At 45.3% G+C, this 18,359-nt stretch carries 17 protein-coding genes; 14 read left to right on the forward strand and 3 right to left on the reverse strand.

What is annotated here, in order from left to right:
• Positions 1-67: 67 nt before the first annotated feature.
• Positions 68-1,138: a substrate-binding domain-containing protein gene (locus ACRD67_RS13135; RefSeq protein ID WP_430967632.1), complete on the reverse strand. Its 1,071-nt coding sequence runs from the start codon at positions 1,136-1,138 to the stop codon at positions 68-70.
• 249 nt (positions 1,139-1,387) lie between these two features.
• On the opposite strand from ACRD67_RS13135, the gene ACRD67_RS13140 reads away from it, so the two are divergent.
• The 14 genes from ACRD67_RS13140 (at position 1,388) to ACRD67_RS13205 (ending at position 16,544) form a co-directional block, all read left to right on the forward strand.
• Positions 1,388-2,203: an SDR family oxidoreductase gene (locus ACRD67_RS13140; protein ID WP_430967634.1), complete on the forward strand. Its 816-nt coding sequence runs from the start codon at positions 1,388-1,390 to the stop codon at positions 2,201-2,203.
• Positions 2,204-2,217: 14 nt separating this feature from the next.
• Complete coding sequence (gene uxuA / locus ACRD67_RS13145; RefSeq protein ID WP_430967636.1) at positions 2,218-3,405, forward strand: mannonate dehydratase; 1,188 nt, start codon at positions 2,218-2,220, stop codon at positions 3,403-3,405.
• Positions 3,406-3,427: 22 nt separating this feature from the next.
• Positions 3,428-4,837, forward strand: a complete 1,410-nt coding sequence (gene uxaC, locus ACRD67_RS13150; RefSeq protein ID WP_430967638.1) for a glucuronate isomerase — start codon at positions 3,428-3,430, stop codon at positions 4,835-4,837.
• Between the two features lie 71 nt (positions 4,838-4,908).
• Positions 4,909-5,892: a TRAP transporter substrate-binding protein gene (locus ACRD67_RS13155; RefSeq protein WP_430967639.1), complete on the forward strand. Its 984-nt coding sequence runs from the start codon at positions 4,909-4,911 to the stop codon at positions 5,890-5,892.
• 1 nt (position 5,893) lies between these two features.
• Complete coding sequence (locus ACRD67_RS13160; RefSeq protein WP_430967641.1) at positions 5,894-6,352, forward strand: TRAP transporter small permease; 459 nt, start codon at positions 5,894-5,896, stop codon at positions 6,350-6,352.
• A 4-nt stretch (positions 6,353-6,356) separates the two neighbouring features.
• Complete coding sequence (locus ACRD67_RS13165) at positions 6,357-7,652, forward strand: TRAP transporter large permease (protein ID WP_430967642.1); 1,296 nt, start codon at positions 6,357-6,359, stop codon at positions 7,650-7,652.
• A 40-nt stretch (positions 7,653-7,692) separates the two neighbouring features.
• Positions 7,693-9,072 (forward strand): 3-keto-disaccharide hydrolase, encoded by a 1,380-nt coding sequence (locus tag ACRD67_RS13170; protein ID WP_430967644.1) that lies wholly within the window; start codon positions 7,693-7,695, stop codon positions 9,070-9,072.
• A 9-nt stretch (positions 9,073-9,081) separates the two neighbouring features.
• Positions 9,082-10,410, forward strand: coding sequence for a Gfo/Idh/MocA family oxidoreductase (locus ACRD67_RS13175; RefSeq protein ID WP_430967645.1), 1,329 nt, complete (start codon positions 9,082-9,084; stop codon positions 10,408-10,410).
• 78 nt (positions 10,411-10,488) lie between these two features.
• On the forward strand, positions 10,489-11,670 hold the full coding sequence (locus ACRD67_RS13180; RefSeq protein WP_430967646.1) for a Gfo/Idh/MocA family protein: 1,182 nt from the start codon (positions 10,489-10,491) through the stop codon (positions 11,668-11,670).
• A 116-nt stretch (positions 11,671-11,786) separates the two neighbouring features.
• Entirely contained in the window at positions 11,787-12,560 is a 774-nt protein-coding gene (gene mazG / locus ACRD67_RS13185) for a nucleoside triphosphate pyrophosphohydrolase (RefSeq protein ID WP_430967648.1), read from the forward strand.
• A gap of 150 nt (positions 12,561-12,710) precedes the next feature.
• Positions 12,711-14,081, forward strand: coding sequence for an MATE family efflux transporter (locus ACRD67_RS13190; RefSeq protein WP_430967650.1), 1,371 nt, complete (start codon positions 12,711-12,713; stop codon positions 14,079-14,081).
• Between the two features lie 6 nt (positions 14,082-14,087).
• On the forward strand, positions 14,088-14,315 hold the full coding sequence (locus tag ACRD67_RS13195) for a DUF8828 family protein (protein WP_430967652.1): 228 nt from the start codon (positions 14,088-14,090) through the stop codon (positions 14,313-14,315).
• A 4-nt stretch (positions 14,316-14,319) separates the two neighbouring features.
• Positions 14,320-14,889 (forward strand): phosphatase PAP2 family protein, encoded by a 570-nt coding sequence (locus ACRD67_RS13200; RefSeq protein WP_430967653.1) that lies wholly within the window; start codon positions 14,320-14,322, stop codon positions 14,887-14,889.
• Positions 14,886-16,544 (forward strand): ArnT family glycosyltransferase, encoded by a 1,659-nt coding sequence (locus tag ACRD67_RS13205; RefSeq protein WP_430967655.1) that lies wholly within the window; start codon positions 14,886-14,888, stop codon positions 16,542-16,544. The genes ACRD67_RS13200 and ACRD67_RS13205 overlap by 4 nt, the downstream gene beginning before the upstream one ends.
• Here ACRD67_RS13205 and ACRD67_RS13210 read toward each other — a convergent pair.
• Positions 16,538-17,410 carry a lysylphosphatidylglycerol synthase transmembrane domain-containing protein gene (locus tag ACRD67_RS13210; protein WP_430967656.1) on the reverse strand — a complete coding sequence of 291 codons (873 nt, stop codon included), beginning with the start codon at positions 17,408-17,410 and terminating at the stop codon, positions 16,538-16,540. The genes ACRD67_RS13205 and ACRD67_RS13210 overlap by 7 nt on opposite strands.
• Complete coding sequence (locus tag ACRD67_RS13215; protein WP_430967658.1) at positions 17,397-18,353, reverse strand: glycosyltransferase family 2 protein; 957 nt, start codon at positions 18,351-18,353, stop codon at positions 17,397-17,399. Before ACRD67_RS13215 ends, ACRD67_RS13210 begins: the two co-directional genes overlap by 14 nt.
• Between the last annotated feature and the right edge of the window lie 6 nt (positions 18,354-18,359).

Here is an 18,359-nt window from a genome sequence, read left to right on the forward strand (position 1 = left end):
CCTATATTCTGTCACTGCCTTATGATGGCTGCAAAAACCCCTGCTTGCGCCCTAATGTGACCCCTTTCTAAAAAGACAACAAGCTATCTCTCTTTTGGTCGGCATAGGGGAGGTTTTCCTTGGTGATAATCTCTATGGGCGATAAAATTTGCGAAGACGGTTTTCTGTTATACAACAAAAACTTAGCGAGTGTTTCGATAGCCCTATACCCTTGTGCAACCGGTTTTTGGGAAATCAAAAAAGTGATTTTACCATCGGTAAGGGCTTTTGCATTGTGTTCCGTAATATCAAAACCTATTAAGAAAGGCTTTGGGTTTCCTAACCCATGTAGTAGGTTTGCGATGATATGCGATCGGCTGTTCGGAACAAAAATCCCCTTTATTTCAGGATTTTTGAGCAAGATTTCCGAAATGCTCCCCCTTACGCGTTCGGCATTTCCGAAATCCTCTAATTCCAAATAGTGATTGGTGTTTTTAAGATCATTGACCTCAAAATAATGGTCAAAACCCTTTATCCGCTCCGAGATGTTATTGAAATTCGACAGATTGGGCCTGGAATGAACGGTGAGCACATCGACTTTATGACCCATACACAGCCCCATCAGTTTTCCTGCCAAAACCCCGCTTTTAAATGCATCCTGGCCAATAAAGGAAAGATTGCCGTATCCGTTTATGGAAATATTCAAAAAACTAAAGGGGATTTCCCGCTGTCGTAAGGTGTTGGTCAGTTCTTCAGTCTCCTTCTTAAAGGTAGGCACCAGAATTACCCCCTGTGGTTTAATCGCCAGAAGTAGTTTAAATGAATTGATGTACGAACGGGAATCTTTCTGATCAAAGAAAAAGGTTTCCACGGTCACCCCAAAGGGTATTAGTTCGTCTTTGGCCTTGCAAATACCTTCCAAAGGGGATTTCCAAAATAGATTTTCGTCATCAGAATCCGGCAATAACACCGCTATGGTATATTTTTTTTTCAGAGCAAGAGATTGTGCAATACGGTTTACCTTAAAGTTGTGTTGCTCCAAAATTCCCCGAATTCTTTTCGCCGTTTTTTCAGAAACCCCTTGTCTGTTGTGTATGACACGGTCCACGGTGCCGGGAGAAACCTCAGCCAACTTCGCAATCTCTTTAATCGTAATCATGCTCCGAAATAAAGCATTAATATACGACCTTCCGTTAAATTTCGTGCTTTTTTGACCCTACAGTTTGTATAATGCAAGCGCAATCCTTACTTTTATCGTGTGCGCACACGAAAATTTTGGTAATCGTACCAGAACCTAGAGGATGGTTGAGGATGCTGACCCAAAATAGGCGTCCCGAGCACCTATGTTTGTCGCATATATCTATGAGGTCTTAGGGATATTGTAATTCATAACGAAAAATCCACAGCGGTGAAGTCAATTTTTGATATTACAAATAAGGTTGCCGTTATTACTGGAGGAACAGGGGTACTCGGAAGTTCCGCTGCCCTGAGCCTCTCGTCTGGAGGTGCAAAATTAATCGTGCTGACCCGCGATAAAGGGAAATGTCGGGAACTTGGGAAAGCAATCAGATCCAAAGGCGGGGAATTATTGGTGCTGGAGGGTGATATTCTCTCCAAGGCTTCTATGGAGGCGATAAGAACCACCGTGCTGGAAAAATATGGCCGGTTAGATATACTCTTAAACGCAGCAGGTGGCAATATGCCCGGTGCTACCATAGGTCCTGACCAGACCATTTTTGATCTGTCCATAGAAGATTTTAACCAAGTAACCGCACTAAACTTGAACGGTACGGTAGTACCTTCCTTGGTTTTTGGCGAAGCTATGGCCGATCAGGGCAGCGGTGCCGTCGTCAATTACTCTTCCATGTCTGTCCCTAGGGTGCTTACACGGGTGGCCGGGTATTCGGCTTCCAAAGCCGCCATGGAAAATTTTACGCGCTGGATGGCCGTTGAAATGGCCACCAAATTCAGTAATGAAATTAGGGTAAACGCTATAGCACCTGGTTTTTTTATCGGAAATCAGAATAGGAAATTGCTCACCAATGCAGATGGGTCGTATACGGAAAGGGGGGAGGCAATCATCAGGAATACGCCCATGGGACGTTTTGGAGAACCTCAAGAGCTTAACGGTGCCCTGCACTTTTTGTGCAGTGAGGCCTCTAAATTTGTAACAGGGGCCGTCATTCCCATTGATGGGGGTTTTAGTGTGTTTAGCGGAGTATAACTATGGAACGGAAGATGAGACAGACATGGCGATGGTATGGGCCAAATGACCCGGTTTCCCTTTCAGATGTTAAGCAAGCCGGAGCTAGCGGTATTGTTACGGCCCTACACCATATTCCCAATGGCGGGGTATGGCCTGTTCAGGAAATCGAGAAGCGCAAGAAAATGATCCAGGCAGAAGGATTATCATGGTCTGTTGTGGAATCGGTACCCGTGCACGAGGCGATAAAGACCCAAACCAAGGGTTTCCAACAGTATATTGAGACCTACAAGCAAAGCATACGGAACCTTGCCCGCTGTGATATAAAGCTTATCTGTTACAATTTTATGCCGGTTTTGGACTGGACACGGACCTCCTTGGATTACGATATGCCCGATGGCTCCAAAGCCCTGGCCTTTGAAAGGGATGCGCTTTTGGCCTTTGACCAGCATATTTTGAAAAGACCGGGAGCGGAAAAGGAATGTTCACCCGAGGAAATTTCCAGGGCGCGGATGTTTTATGAGGCAATGGGCAAGGAGGATGTTGCAAAACTTACCCAAAACATTATTGCCGGGTTGCCCGGAGCTGAACAGGGTTATTCCATAGCACATTTTCGAGCTGCACTTGAAACCTATAAAAATATTTCCAAAACCAAATTGCAGGAACATTTGGTGCATTTCCTCTCCGAGGTGGTCCCGGTGGCCGAAACGGTAGGTGTATTGCTGTGCGCACACCCGGATGACCCGCCCTTTTCGATCTTTGGCCTACCGAGGATTTTGAGCACCGGGGCAGACTATGCCCATATATTCAAAGCGGTACCCTCTTTGCACAATGGTATTACCTTCTGTACAGGTTCTTTGGGCGTCAGGGCAGACAACGACCTGGAGGGTATTTTTGGGCAATTCAGCGATCGAGTCCACTTTCTTCATCTCAGGAATATCAAAAGAGTGGCGCATGGAAATTTCTATGAAGCCAATCATTTGGAAGGTGAAACCGATATGTACAAAATGGTAAAGCTGGTGCTCCAGGAGCAAGAACGTCGGTTTGAAAATGGGAGGGCAGATATCCATATCCCCATGCGGCCAGATCATGGGCATCAGATGATGGACGACCTACAAAAAGAGACCAATCCAGGATATTCATGCATCGGCAGGCTCAGAGGCCTTGCTGAGCTAAGAGGCTTGGAAGAAGGAATACTCAGGGAATGGAAAAACGAAGACTAACCCATAGAATACGCTAATAACCATGGGCAAGATACCATCATTCATAAACGAAAACTTTTTGTTGCACAATAGGTTCGCCGAAGAACTCTATCATGAGTATGCAAAGGGATTACCTATTATAGACTACCATTGTCACCTATCGCCTGCAGCTATTGCCAACAACCGAAATTTTACCAACATCACCGAGGCCTGGATCGCCGGCGACCATTACAAATGGCGTGCCATGCGCACCTTGGGAATCCCTGAAAAATATATCACGGGGAACGCTTCGGATGAAGCGAAGTTCAAAAAATGGGCCGAGGCCATACCCTATACACTTAGAAACCCCCTTTTCCATTGGACCCATCTGGAGTTGGCACGTTATTTTGGGATTCGTGAACTGCTCCATGCCGGTAATGCGGCAGCCATTTATAGAAACACTACAGCACAACTGGCAGCCTCCGAAAATAGCTGTCAAGGCCTGCTCCGTAGGATGGGCGTGGAAGTAGTATGCACCACAGAGGATCCCATTGACGATTTAAAACACCATCAACACTTGGCGTCGAGCGATTTTGAAATCAAGGTAGGGACTTCTTTCAGACCAGACAAGGCCATTCACATAAGTGATGAGGGCTTTAACGATTATATGGAAGATCTGGGAGAAACCGAAGATACGGAAATTGATTCCTATGATGCCCTTTGTGAGGTGTTGGCCAAGCGTATCGCATATTTCAATGCCAATGGATGCAAATTGGCCGATCATGGATTGGAAAACATATCCTTTGAAACCGCCCCACACCACAAGGTTGTTGCTGTTTTCGATAAAAGACGATCAGGAAAAGCATTGAAGAAGAAGGAAATAAGGCAATTCACGAGTGCGATTATGCTTTTTCTCTCGGAAAAATACCACGAATATGGGTGGGTGCAACAATTTCATCTGGGGGCCCTTAGGAACAATAACTCCAGAATGTTACATGCACTAGGTCCCGATACTGGGTGGGATTCCATTGGCGATTTTCAACAGGCGAAGGGCCTGTCCGCTTTTTTAGACGCCCTGGACCGTAACAACAAATTGGCGAAAACGATTCTGTATAACATTAATCCTTCGGATAATGAGGTTTTGGCCAGTATGATCGGGAATTTTAACGATGGATCTGTAAAGGGCAAGGTGCAATTTGGTCCCGGATGGTGGTTTTTGGACCAAAAGGAAGGTATGACCAACCAATTGAATGCCCTGTCCAATATAGGTTTGGTTAGTTGTTTTATTGGCATGCTGACCGATTCCCGTAGTTTTCTGTCCTTTCCCAGACATGAATATTTCAGACGCATACTGTGCAATTTATTGGGTAAGGAAATGGAGATGGGTGAACTGCCGCAGGATATAAATCTAGTAGGAAGTATTGTTAAGGACATATCCTATTACAATGCAAAAAAATATTTCGAATTCGATTGAGGAATATAAATAGGGAAAATGGTGATATCAATGGAAGTTGGATTAGGTTTATCCGAAATTTTAAAACCGGTATGATGGGTAACAAAACGGGATTTCTTTTCTTATACCTGGCCTTAGTTGTCCTTTTGGGCTGCCATAAGGGGCCGGAGGACAAGACCATTCGTTTGGCCCATGGCCTCGATGTGAATCATTCCGTGCATTTGGCCATGGTTAAAATGGGAGAAGACCTGGAAGCGATATCCGATGGAAAACTTAGCATAAAAATTTATCCCAACCAGCAATTGGGCACGGAGCGGGAATGCCTAGAACTTTTACAGATCGGAAGTTTGGATGTGACCAAGGTATCCGGTGCGGTAATGGAAAATTTTTCACCAAGGATGCGGGTTTTCGGACTTCCCTTTCTCTTTCGGGACAGACAGCATGCCTTCAATATATTTGACGGCTCCCTTGGGAGAGAACTTCTGGAGGATTGCAAAAAATTTAGGCTCCGGGGATTGGGATACTACGATTCGGGCAGTCGCAGTTTTTATACAAAGGACAAGCCCATAAATGCACCAGATGACCTAAAGGGACTTAAGATCCGGGTACAGGAAAGTAAAACAGCTATAGACATGGTTCGGCAACTTGGGGGTTCTCCGACACCCATTTCGTGGGGCGAAATATATACCTCCTTGCAGCAGGGTGTAATAGATGGTGCTGAAAACAATCCTCCCAGTTTTTATCTATCCAGGCATTATGAGGTCTGCAAATATTACACTTTGGACGAACATACCATTGTTCCCGATGTACTGGTGGCCGGGACACATTTATGGAACAGGCTCACGGAAAAAGAAAAGGAATGGCTAAATACCGTTGTCAAAAATTCTATTTCCTATCAGCGAAAATTATGGCAAGAATCGGAAAGGGAAGCACTGGAAGAAGTTCAAAAAGCAGGAGTAAAAATAATTCGGCCAGATAAACAATTGTTTATCGAAAAGATAAACACGGTATACGATAATTATAGGCAGGATAAAGAGATAGACGAACTGATAAAGAAAATTCAATCAACCCATTAAGATGATGATCCGCAATAAAATAGACCGTATACTCTCTAGACTTTTAATGGGTATCATGTCATTGATGGTCCTTAATGTGCTATGGCAGGTCTTTAGCAGATATATCCTGGGGGCTCCAAGTTCCTTCACCGACGAACTGTCAAGATACTTGATGATTTGGCTCGGTATTTTGGGGGCGGCCTATGTTTCTGGACAAAACGCCCATGTTGCCATAGATTTTCTTCCCAAGAAACTCAATACAAAAAAACAAAGGAAACTACGTCGTCTGGTCACTGTCATTGTCATGTCATTTGCCTTTTTTGCCCTGGTGATCGGTGGTTTCAGATTGGTGTACCTGACCTTTATTCTGGAACAATATTCACCGGCCCTCAAGCTACCGCTGGCCCTGGTATATCTGGTCATGCCCCTTAGTGGAATGCTTATCATGTACTACAAAATTTCAGATATTTTAACCAAATAACCTTATGGAATATATACCCATCCTGATGTTGATCCTAAGCTTTGTTGGCCTGCTGGCCATCGGAACACCCATTGCATGGAGTATTGCCATATCGGCCTTATTGACCATTTTGGTCAGTATTCCAGCGCTACCGGCGTTTACTACCATTTCGCAGCGAATAGGGGTGGGGTTGGATAGTTTTGCCCTGTTGGCCATACCCTTGTTTATTCTTTCCGGGGAACTGATGAATAAAGGTGGCATTGCCCATAGATTGATCGCCTTTGCAAAAACCTTGGTGGGGTCACTTCCGGGCGGACTAGCCTTGATCAACGTAATTGGTGCTATGCTTATGGGGGCCATTGCGGGATCGGCCCTGGCATCGGCCTCCGCCATGGGTAGTATTCTAGGCCCCCAAATGGAAAAGGAAGGGTACTCCAAAGGATTCGGTGCCGCTATCAACATCACTTCGGCGACCACTGGGCTTATCATACCCCCCAGTAATATATTGATCGTTTATTCCCTGGCCAGCGGAGGCGTGTCCATTGCGGCCTTGTTCCTTGCAGGCTATATTCCGGGAATTTTGACCGGCTTGTTGTTAATGGTGGTGGCCTCTCTTTGGGCAAAAAAGAAGGGATTTAAGCTTGGGAAAAGAAGCTCGCTGAAGGAAGTAATCAAAACCTTTGTGGAGGCTCTGCCCAGTTTGTTCCTATTGATCCTTGTTATTGGCGGAATAGTAGCGGGTATTTTTACGGCTACCGAGGCTTCCGCGATAGCCGTATTGTATACACTGTTGTTAGGTTTCTGGTACAAGGAAATCTCTATGGATAATTTGCCTAGGGTTTTATTGGTTTCATCCTGTACCACAGCTATTGTGATGCTGTTGATCGGCGCATCGATGAGTATGTCTTGGGCCCTGTCCTATGAAAATATTCCACAGGAAATCAGCTCGGTGCTTTTAGGTATTAGTGACAACAGCATTGTGATACTGCTTGTTATAAATCTCCTATTGTTGGTGGTAGGCGTTTTTATGGATATTACCCCAGCGGTCCTTATTTTTACACCGATCTTCTTACCGGTCGTCACAAAACTAGGCATGGACCCTGTGCATTTTGGAATCGTCATGGTCCTGAATTTATGCATCGGTCTTTGCACACCCCCGGTGGGCTCTGTACTCTTCGTTGGGGTAGGTGTCGCCAAGACCTCCATTCAAAATGTAATAAAACCTTTGATGCCGTTATTCCTGGTCATGCTGGCGGCCCTTTTTTTAATCACCTACTTTCCACAGTTATCCCTGTGGTTGCCAAGAATATTTGGCCTGTAACATTAATGGACAAACACAAATGATTTTAAAACCTGAACAAATGAAAAAACGAAAGCGATATACCGCGAGAACAGTGTTGACACTACTTGCATTGGTCACCTTGGCTGGTTGCGACCAAGCTTCCAAAGACAGTGCTCCATGGGTATCCCTATTTGATGGAAAGACCCTGAACGGATGGACCACTAAGGGAGGAGAGGCCAAATATGCAATAACGGACGGAGCCATTGTTGGCACTACCGTGTACCGTACACCCAATACGTTTCTTACCTCCAACGAGCTATACGGCGATTTTATTTTGGAACTTGAATATCTGGTGGACTCTACCATGAATTCGGGAATCCAGGTTAGGAGCAATAGTATTCCCAATTATCACGATGGCCGCGTCCACGGATATCAAATTGAAATAGACCCCTCCCAAAGGGCGTGGAGCGCTGGCATTTATGACGAGGCTAGGAGAGGCTGGTTAAATCCGTTGACCGAAAACAAAGCGGCGCAAGGGGCATTTAAACAAAATGCTTGGAACCACTATCGGATCGAGGCCATTGGGGATACCCTGAAGACATGGATCAATGGGGTGCCCGCGGCCTATCTTATCGATGATGCTACGGCAACCGGTTTTATAGGATTGCAGGTGCATAGTATTAGTGAAGACCAAAAGGAAGGCACCGAGATCAAATGGAGAAAGCTTCGGATACTTACCCAGGACTTGGAAAAATACAGTACTCCCTCCCCTTTGGAGCCCGTGGTTACCAAGAATAGACTTACGCAGCACGAAGCAAAAGATGGATGGGAACTCTTATGGGACGGCAACACTACCCACGGATGGCGAGGTGCCAAATTGGAACACTTTCCGGAGAAGGGATGGGTCATCGAGAATGGGGAGCTGATTGTACTGTCCTCCGGGGGAGGAGAGGCCGAGGCCGGAGGAGACATTGTTACAGAAAAAAAATACGACAACTTTGAAGTGAAACTCGAATTTAAGATTACCGAAGGCGCCAATAGCGGTATTAAGTACTATGTGAACACCGATCTGAACAAAGGGGAAGGCTCGTCCATAGGACTTGAATTCCAAATATTGGATGATGCCCGTCATCCCGATGCCAAAAAAGGTAACCACGAAGGTAGTAGAACCCTCGGTTCCTTGTACGATCTGATCCAGGCCGATACCAATAAGCTTGTGCACCCCATAGGTGATTGGAACACGGCTCATATCATTTCAAAAAACAATCATGTAGAGCATTGGTTGAACGGGGTAAAAGTGCTGGAGTACGAACGTAAAAGCGAAGCCTATAGACAATTGGTCTCGGAAAGTAAGTACGTAAAATGGCCTAAATTTGGAGAGGCAGATAGTGGCAATATTCTACTTCAGGACCATGGGGACAGGGTAGCTTTTAGAAATATTAAAATCAAACAACTTTAAAAAAATGTCATGGGTACAAGAAGGGATTTTATAAAAAAAACCGGTTTGGGGAGCACAGCTTTGGCCTTGGGCGGAACACTGATGCCAAATGCAGGATTTTCGAACATACTCGGGGCCAATGATACCCTGCAGGTAGCTGTAATAGGGGTGCGTAGTAGGGCCAAAGGACTAATTGCCGGTATCAAAAATTACACAAAGGCCCACATCAAATACAATTGTGATGTGGACGATACCATATTGGAAGCACATAATGCTTGGTGCGAGAAGGAAATCGGCTATGTGCCCAAAACGGAAAAGGACTTTAGGAAAATTCTTGACGATAAGGACATAGATGCCGTATTCATAGCTACTCCGGAGCATTGGCATGCACCCATGGCCATAATGGCTTTACAGGCGGGTAAGCATGTTTATGTTGAAAAGCCCTGTAGCCATAACCTCCATGAGAATGAACTTTTGGTCGCCGCTCAGAAAAAATATAATAAAATAGTCCAAATGGGCAACCAACAGCGTTCGGCAGACACTTCCATCAAAGCGATAAAGGAAATACAGGAAGGCATTATTGGTGAAGTATATAAAGGTGAAGCCTATTATTCAAACAATCGGGGATCTATTGGTATTGGGAAGGAAGTGCCGGTACCCACCACCTTGGATTGGGAATTATGGCAGGGCCCGGCTCCACGAAGAGCATATAAGGACAATATTCACCCTTATAACTGGCACTGGTTCCGCAATTGGGGTACCGGTGAAATACACAATAACGGAACCCATGAAATTGATATTTGCCGTTGGGCCTTGGGTGTGGATATCCCGGAGACGGTGACTTCCTTTGGTGGAAAGTACACCTACCAGGACGACTGGGAATTTGCGGACAACCAGCAGGTAACCTATACCTTTGAAGGCAATAAGACCTTAACATGGACCGGTCATAGTAGAGGGGTGATCATGCCCAAACAGCCCGGTAGGGGGGTAACGATCTACGGGAGTAAGGGTATCATCACTTTGAGCCGTAACTCCTATGAGTTTTATGACCTTGGCGGAGAGTTGATCAAGCAGGAATTTGAAAGGGAAAAAAGCGGCACCATTGATACAGTCGGCGGCGGCGGACTTACCACAAATCATATAGCGAACTTTTTTGACGCCATTCGCATAGATACCCCGCTGAACGCCCCTATTTCGGATGCCAGCATTTCCACTATGTTATGCCATTTGGGAAACCTTGCCCAGGATATGGGAGAGACCTTGACCCTTGAGGCCAAGACCAGGAAAATAAACAATGAGGCTAAGATCAAGGATAAATTAAGCAGGGAATATGCCAAAGGATGGGAACCACGCTTATAGGGATTGAAAAATGAACACCCTTTAGCGTGCAGGGCAGATTCGGAATAAACGGCAGTACGTATTTAAATAGTTAAACAAATGAAACGAAGAGAGTTTATAGTCAAAAGTGGTGTGGCCATGGCAGGTGTGTCCACCATGAGTGCCGGCATGCCGTATTTCTCCAAAAATCGGAGCGTCAACATAGGCGTGATCGGAACGGGAGATAGGGGAGGCGGACTTATCCCTATAATCAACGATATCCAAGGGCTAAACGTGGCAGGATGCTGTGATGTACTGCCCTTTAGATTGGAGAACGGATTAAAAAAAGTGGGCAGGAAAACGGCCGCGTACTCCGATTACAGGAAACTGTTGGATAACAAGGACATTGATGCCGTGCTGATCGCTACGCCGTTCAACACCCATTCCCGAATCGCTCTGGACGCCTTGGATGCGGGAAAGCACGTCTATTGCGAAAAAACCCTGGCCAAGGGCTATGATGACATTGAAGCCATCATCAGCAAGACCTCTGGTTCAAAGCAGATCTTTCAGACCGGGCATCAATATCATAGCTCACGCTTGTACTCCCACATCGTGGATTTGATCAACAATGGAAAGGTTGGCAAGATTACGGCCATTGAATGTCAGTGGAACAGAAATGCGGATTGGCGCAGGCCGGTTCCCGGTCCCGAATATGAACGGGCGATCAACTGGCGCATGTACCGGGAGTATTCTGGAGGCCTTTTGGCCGAACTATGCTCTCATCAGTTGGATTTGATCAATTGGGTTCTCGATGCGGTTCCTGTAAAGGTGATGGGCGATGGTGGGGTCGATTATTGGAAAGATGGTAGGGAAACCTACGACAACATACACATGATTTATACCTACCCCAATGGGGTAAGGGCCAAATTTACCTGTTTGACCAGTAATGCCAAGGATGATTATTTGATTACAATATTGGGCGATAAAGGGACCATTACCATAGATTATACCAAGGCGTGGTTTTATCCTGAGAAGATCGGGGATAAAAAGGAACTGGGCGAAGTGGATGGGGTTTCCGGGGCCACCGTCCAATGGGAGCAAAATAAGGGAGTTCCCATTGAGGTTGAGCATTTGGATCCCAGCAAACAGGCCCTGCTTGATTTTAGGAATAGTGTGCTGGATAATAAAACCCCGGAATCCAATGTGTTTTCGGGAGCCAAAGCGGCTATATGTGTACAAATGGGCTTGGACGCGCTCTATACAGGAAAAGTAATTCCATGGAAGCAGGCAGTACTACAATGAACAGGAACCAACACTTCCCGAACTTGGCGTGATCTGAGGACTTTTCACCAGATAAAATAGTCCCGAATTATTTCCCGCTACGGCCCTGTCTTTGTACTTTTGCCCAAAATGAACTTATGAATTCCCGAAAGGCCCAGTTGGCTGCTTTTGACCGTTTGCTGACCATTATGGACGAACTTCGTGCCCAATGTCCCTGGGACAAAAAGCAGACCATGCAATCGCTGCGCCACCTCACCATTGAAGAGACCTACGAACTTGGTGATGCCATTCTGGACAACGACCTGGACGAAGTAAAGAAAGAACTGGGAGATTTGTTGCTCCATATCGTTTTCTATGCCAAAATAGGTTCCGAGACCAATGCCTTTGATATGGCCGATGTGGCCCATGATATCTGTGAAAAATTGATTCATAGGCACCCGCATATCTATGGGGACGTGAAGGTCCAAAACGAAGAAGAGGTAAAACAGAACTGGGAGAACATCAAGCTTAAGGAAGGCAAGAAAAGCGTGCTGGAAGGTGTTCCCAGTAGTTTGCCCGCCTTGGTAAAAGCCAATCGCATTCAGGACAAAGTAGCTGGAGTAGGTTTTGACTGGGAAGAGCCACAACAGGTTTTCGAAAAGGTTCAGGAAGAATTAGCCGAATTGCAGCATGAAGTAAAAGTGGGCAATACCAAAGAAATAGAATCCGAATTTGGCGACGTGCTCTTCTCCATGATCAATTATGCCCGTTTTTTGGATGTTAATCCGGAAAATGCACTGGAACGCACCAATAAAAAATTCATAAAACGCTTTCAATACCTGGAAAACCAGGCCAAAAGCACGGGCAAGTCCCTTAGAGACATGACCCTTGATGAAATGCAGCTTTTTTGGGAAGAGGCCAAGAAATTGTAAAACATCGTTTCATTTCAATGAAAGGACCAGGTTTGTTTTGAGTGTTCCAGTCCGTTTTGTACGCTAAAATTCCGGGAACAAAAAAATCCGGTATCCCGCCTCCGGATCACAAACCTAACTGCTATCTTTGCTGCTTCAAAAGCGACGACCTTGCTGCAACAGTACACCAAAGAATTTAACTATAATCTGCGTCTGGCCTCACCCGTAATTTTGGGTATGCTGGGCCATACCTTTGTGGCCTTTGCGGATAATATCATGGTAGGTCAGTTGGGGACGGCCGAACTTGCCGCGGTATCCCTGGGCAATAGTTTTATTTTTATTGCTATGTCCCTAGGAATTGGTTTTTCTACAGCCATCACACCGCTGGTGGCCGAAGCGGATGGCGCGGGAAACCGCGCGGACGGAAAAAGCGCGCTAAAGCATGGTTTGTTGCTCTGTACCCTCTTGGGACTTACGCTCTTTGGGATTATCCTATTGTGCAAGCCTTTGATGTATCTTATGGAACAACCACCAGAGGTGGTGGAACTGGCCATTCCGTACCTTAACCTCGTGGCGTTTTCCCTGGTGCCCCTAATTATCTTTCAGGCATTTAAACAATTCTCCGAAGGACTGTCCCAGACCCGATACCCCATGTACGCTACCATTATCGCCAATGTGGTGAATATTGTATTGAACTATCTACTTATTTTTGGGTCTTTTGGCTTTCCCAGACTGGGCATCATAGGCGCCGCCATCGGTACCTTGGCCTCCCGGATGATTATGGTATTATACATCTGGTATCTATTGAAAAGTAAAAAGAAGTTCCAGGACTATGTCACGGGCTTTAATTTTAGGAAGATCGAAAAAAAGGTGATGAACAAAATCATCTCCTTAGGATTTCCGTCCGCCTTACAGATGTTCTTTGAAGTGGCCATTTTTACAGCGGCCATATGGCTGAGCGGGGTTTTGGGCAAAAATGCGCAGGCTGCAAACCAGATTGCCCTGAATTTAAGCAGTATGACCTTTATGGTAGGTATGGGACTCAGTGTTGCCGCCATGGTCCGTGTGGGCAATCAAAAAGGATTGCACAATTTTGGTGAATTGCGGCGTATCGCACAGTCTATTTTCTTTCTTACCCTTTTGTTGGAAATTGTTTTTGCGCTGCTTTTTCTGATCGGCCGCGATTGGCTACCTACGATTTATCTGGATGTGGATGACCTTGCTAATAGACAGGACAATACAGAAGTGATACTTTTAGCGGCCCGGCTCATATTTGTGGCGGCCTTTTTTCAGATATCCGATGGGATTCAGGTGGTGGTACTTGGCGCTTTGAGAGGACTACAGGATGTAAAAATCCCTACGTTAATCACCTTTATCGCGTACTGGCTCATAGGATTTCCCATCAGCTATTATTTGGGATTGTTCACGGAACTCGGGAGCACGGGAATATGGATCGGGCTGCTATCGGGCCTTACGGCTTCGGCGATTATGTTGTATATTCGATTTAATTATATGACCAAGAAATTGATTCTTAATACGTAGACCCATATGGAACTTCCAAAGTTTTTGTTAGGTGATAATACCGATTTTCCATCTGCTATCTTCATCGTTCATACCGAGTTTCCGCGTTTCATTATAAATCTGGAAAACGATGAGGTAGAGTGGTTGGAGGATTTTTCTCCGGAAGATGAAAAAGAATTGTCGGTAGAAGCTGAAAATCTCATAGCGGAGGCAACCGCCTTCTATGATCGGGAAGTTAGCCGTTACGAAGATTAGGAATATGTTTGAAGAACTCGTACAGTACGATAAAGATCTATTTCTCTTTCTAAATAACTTGGGGAGTGCCCCTTGGGACGGTTTTTGGCTCTTTGTAACAAGCAAGTGGAGTTCCATTCCCCTCTACGCCCTGCTCCTCGTTTTATGCTATAAAAACTGGGGATGGAGAAGAACCTTGTTGATGTTGTTGACCGTTGCCCTTCTGATTACCTGTACCGATCAATTGGCCAATTTCTTTAAATATGGGGTACAACGCCTGCGTCCTTGCCATGATCCAACCCTTACTGGTTTGATGCGATTGGTAAAGCCTTCTTGCGGGGGCAGCTACGGTTATTTCTCGGCCCATGCGGCCAATTCCTTCGCCATCGCCTTTTTCTTTTCGTACCTATTGGCATCAAAATTTAAATATATAGGAATTTTCTTGATTTTTTGGGCTATTTTCGTATCCTATAGTAGGATTTATCTTGGAGTTCACTTTCCCCTGGATGTGATTTCCGGGATCTTGATAGGGCTGATGCTAAGTTGGTTATTTGCAAAGTTATATATATTTGCACTTCAGAAATTTCATCTATGATATCCGATAAGCGGTATTGGTTTTTACTGTTTCTGATTGTCCTGGTTTTTGTCGCCGGTATGTTTGTGACGCTCTTTGAAAATGATTCCGCACAGTTTGCCGTTATGGCCATGCGGATGCTCCAAGAGAACGATTTTGTGAATTTGTTCAAGGGTCCTGAAGAATATTTGGATAAGCCCCACATGCATTATTGGTTGGCGGCACTGTCCTTCAAGATTTTCGGTCTTTACGATTGGGCCTATCGCATCCCTGCCATCTTGGCCACCCTTTTAGGGGCCTACAGTTGCTTCGGACTGGGAAAGCTATTGTACCATAGGGATATTGGCAGACTGTCCGCACTTATTTTCCTCACGGCACAGACTATTGTTCTGGGGAATATCGATGTGCGCACCGATGCCGTACTTACCGGTTTTACCATTTTTGCCATTTGGCAACTGGCTGCCTATATTAACAAGAAATCCTTGGGACATCTGTTATTGGGGGCCTTGGGAGCGGGCATCGCCTTTTCCACGAAAGGGCAGATTGCACTATTGGTCATTGGCCTTCCCATAGCCTGCCACCTGGCCTATACCAGGCGTTGGAAGAGCTTGTTCAGTTGGAAAATACTTTTGGCGTTGATGATCTTTGGCCTTGCCATTGCACCTATGTTATATGCCTATTACCTGCAGTTTGATCTGCATCCGGAAAAGATAATTCGGGGCAGGGGCGATCGCAGTGGGATATTCTTCATTTTCTGGGAACAGAGTTTTGAACGTCTCAGCGGGCAGGGCGTAGGCAAGAACAGCAGCGATTACTTCTTCTTTTTCCATACGTTTCTTTGGGTCTTCCTGCCTTGGACGGTTATTGGTCTTACCGCCTATTGGTCGCGGGTAAAGACCTTTTTTAGGTTGCGGTTCTCCTATAATCCCAAATACGAGTTTTTGACCTTGGGAGGTATTACCTTGATTTTCATTTTGATCAGCTTTGCGCAGTTTAAACTGCCGCATTACCTGAACATCATTATACCTTTGTTTTCGGTACTAACTGCCTCTTATCTCTATAGCCTGTACCAATACACAAAAAAGAGGGCCGTAAAGGTCATCCTTGGCGTGCAATACTTTATTCTTAGCCTGGTGTTTATTGCTTCGGTACTGATCTGTTATTTTGCCTTTAAGTTCCAAAGCCCTGTGGGCCACGTACTGCTCGGCATCCTATTTCTGATCATCATCTATTTTTGTTTAAAAAGGGAGGCCTACCATTTGCGGATCATTACGCTTTCTGTTTATAGTTCACTCTTGCTAAATGCGGTTCTGAACACCCATTTTTATCCGTCCCTACTGGAATATCAGGCAGGCTCCTCAATGGCCAAGGTGGTGGCTAGGAACAATATCCCGGTGGACAATATTTGCAAACTCTCCAGGCAGCATACCTGGGCACTGGATTTCTACAACAAGCGGCCCGTGATGATCTCATCCATTTCCCAAATCAAGTATAAAAAGGACATATGGGTCTATGTGAGCGATTCCGAACTGGACCAACTTCGTAATTTTGGCTTTGATTGGGACAAACAGTATACCGTAGACCAATTTAGGACTACCCGTTTGTCATTGAAGTTTTTGGACCCCACAACCCGGAAGAAAGTCCTCAATAAAATGCATTTGGTGCATATTTATTGAGTTTCCACAGTGTTCAGCACTACTTTTTTGAAATGATAGAATATACCGGTCAGGGATACCAGTGCAGTTATCAAAAAAAAGACCATACTGATGCCAATCGAGATGTTTTGATCAAGGCCCAACCACAGGGCGCCATAAAAGAAGGTGAGCTCCCTACTACCGATACCGCCCAAGGTGATGGGCAAGACTGAAACAATGGAGGAAATTAAAAAAACGAACAGATATACCGGGATATGGTTTTCTATGTGTAGTGCTTTGAGAATAAAAAATACGCAGACCAACTGTGCCAATTGAACCAGGGCCGAATATCCAAATGACCTCCAGAAGATCCCTAGCACATAAGCAAAGAACTTTTTGTTGAGCAGCCAAAAAACCAAGATGCCCAATACAATTCCCGAGCCAAAGAGTAGGTTAAGTGGTTTTAGCATGTCATGATCGATCAACAAGGCCAAAAGGCACGCATAGATGAATAACAACAGAAGTCCGCTAAGCCTGTCCAGCACCAATATGGATACCACCTTTTTGGTATCTACGGCAAATTTTTTTTTGATCAGATACCCCTTGTACGCGTCCCCTCCGATACCACCTGGCAGAAACAAGTTGTAGAACATGCCCAACAAGTACAGCTGCAGGTTACTTTTATGGGCAAGAAAAACCCGCAATTGGTGCAGGTAGAGGTTAAGGCGAAATGCCGCTATGGCCTTGGATAATACAAAAAATACAAGGGCTACGACAAGGTACAGTGGTCGGGTGGCCTTGAGCGTTTCCCAGACGTCCTTAAATGCGATCTTGGTAAAGATAAAATAAAGCAGTACCGCACTAAAGAGAATTTTTAGGACGGTTATGAGCTTTTTACGCTGGGCCACCTACAAATACATTTTTAATTCGATACGGTCTTTTCTTTTGGGATTCGTAGTAAGTGCGAATCAACAGTTCCATTACAATGCCAATAGTGAACAACTGTATTCCGGCAAGAATGAACATCATACCGAACATAAGCAGGGGCCGTGTACCAATGTCCTCACCCATGGTAAACTTAATGATAAGCAAGTAGATATTGATGAAGATACCCAAAATAATCAGCAGAAACCCAAAGATTCCAAAAAGGTGAATAGGTCGTTGAAAATACTTTCGTATGAATAACAGGAGCATCATATCGGCCACTACCTTAAATACCCGTTCCAGGCCGTATTTGGAAACCCCCGCGTGTCGGGCATGATGCTTTACGGGCACTTGTTTGATCTGCGCCCCTTCCAGATGCGCCAACAAGGTGATAAAACGGTGCATTTCCCCGTAAAGATTCAGTTCTTTGGCAATATCCTTGGTGAATACCTTTAAAGCACAGCCGTTGTCCTTTATATCCAGTTTGGTCACCCGTCTTACCATAAAGTTGGCAATTTTCGAAGGTATTTTTTTTACAAGCGAATCCTTTCGTTTCTGGCGAATCCCGGTAACCACATCATATTCCTCGGTGACGGCGTAGCTCAACATTTCTGGAATATCACTGGGATCATTCTGTAGATCCCCGTCCATGGTTATGATAAAATCGCCTTCGGCATAGTCAAGGCCGGCTGCCAAAGCAAGGCTTTGTCCATAGTTTTTTTTGAGTTCAATCAAATGTACCTTGGCATCGTCCATGTCCCGGACTACTTTTCGGGTACCGTCTTTCGAAAAATCGTCCACATAAATAATCTGGTAGTTGTATCCCGCCAAACTCTCGTGTATTTTTTGGGTGAGCAAGGCAACATTTTCCTCCTCATTGTATAGGGGAACCACGATGGACAATAGGGACGATGTAACAGGATTCATGTGCTG

Origin of the sequence: Eudoraea algarum, assembly GCF_050589645.1 — a bacterium.
Lineage (GTDB): Bacteria > Bacteroidota > Bacteroidia > Flavobacteriales > Flavobacteriaceae > JBNGOQ01.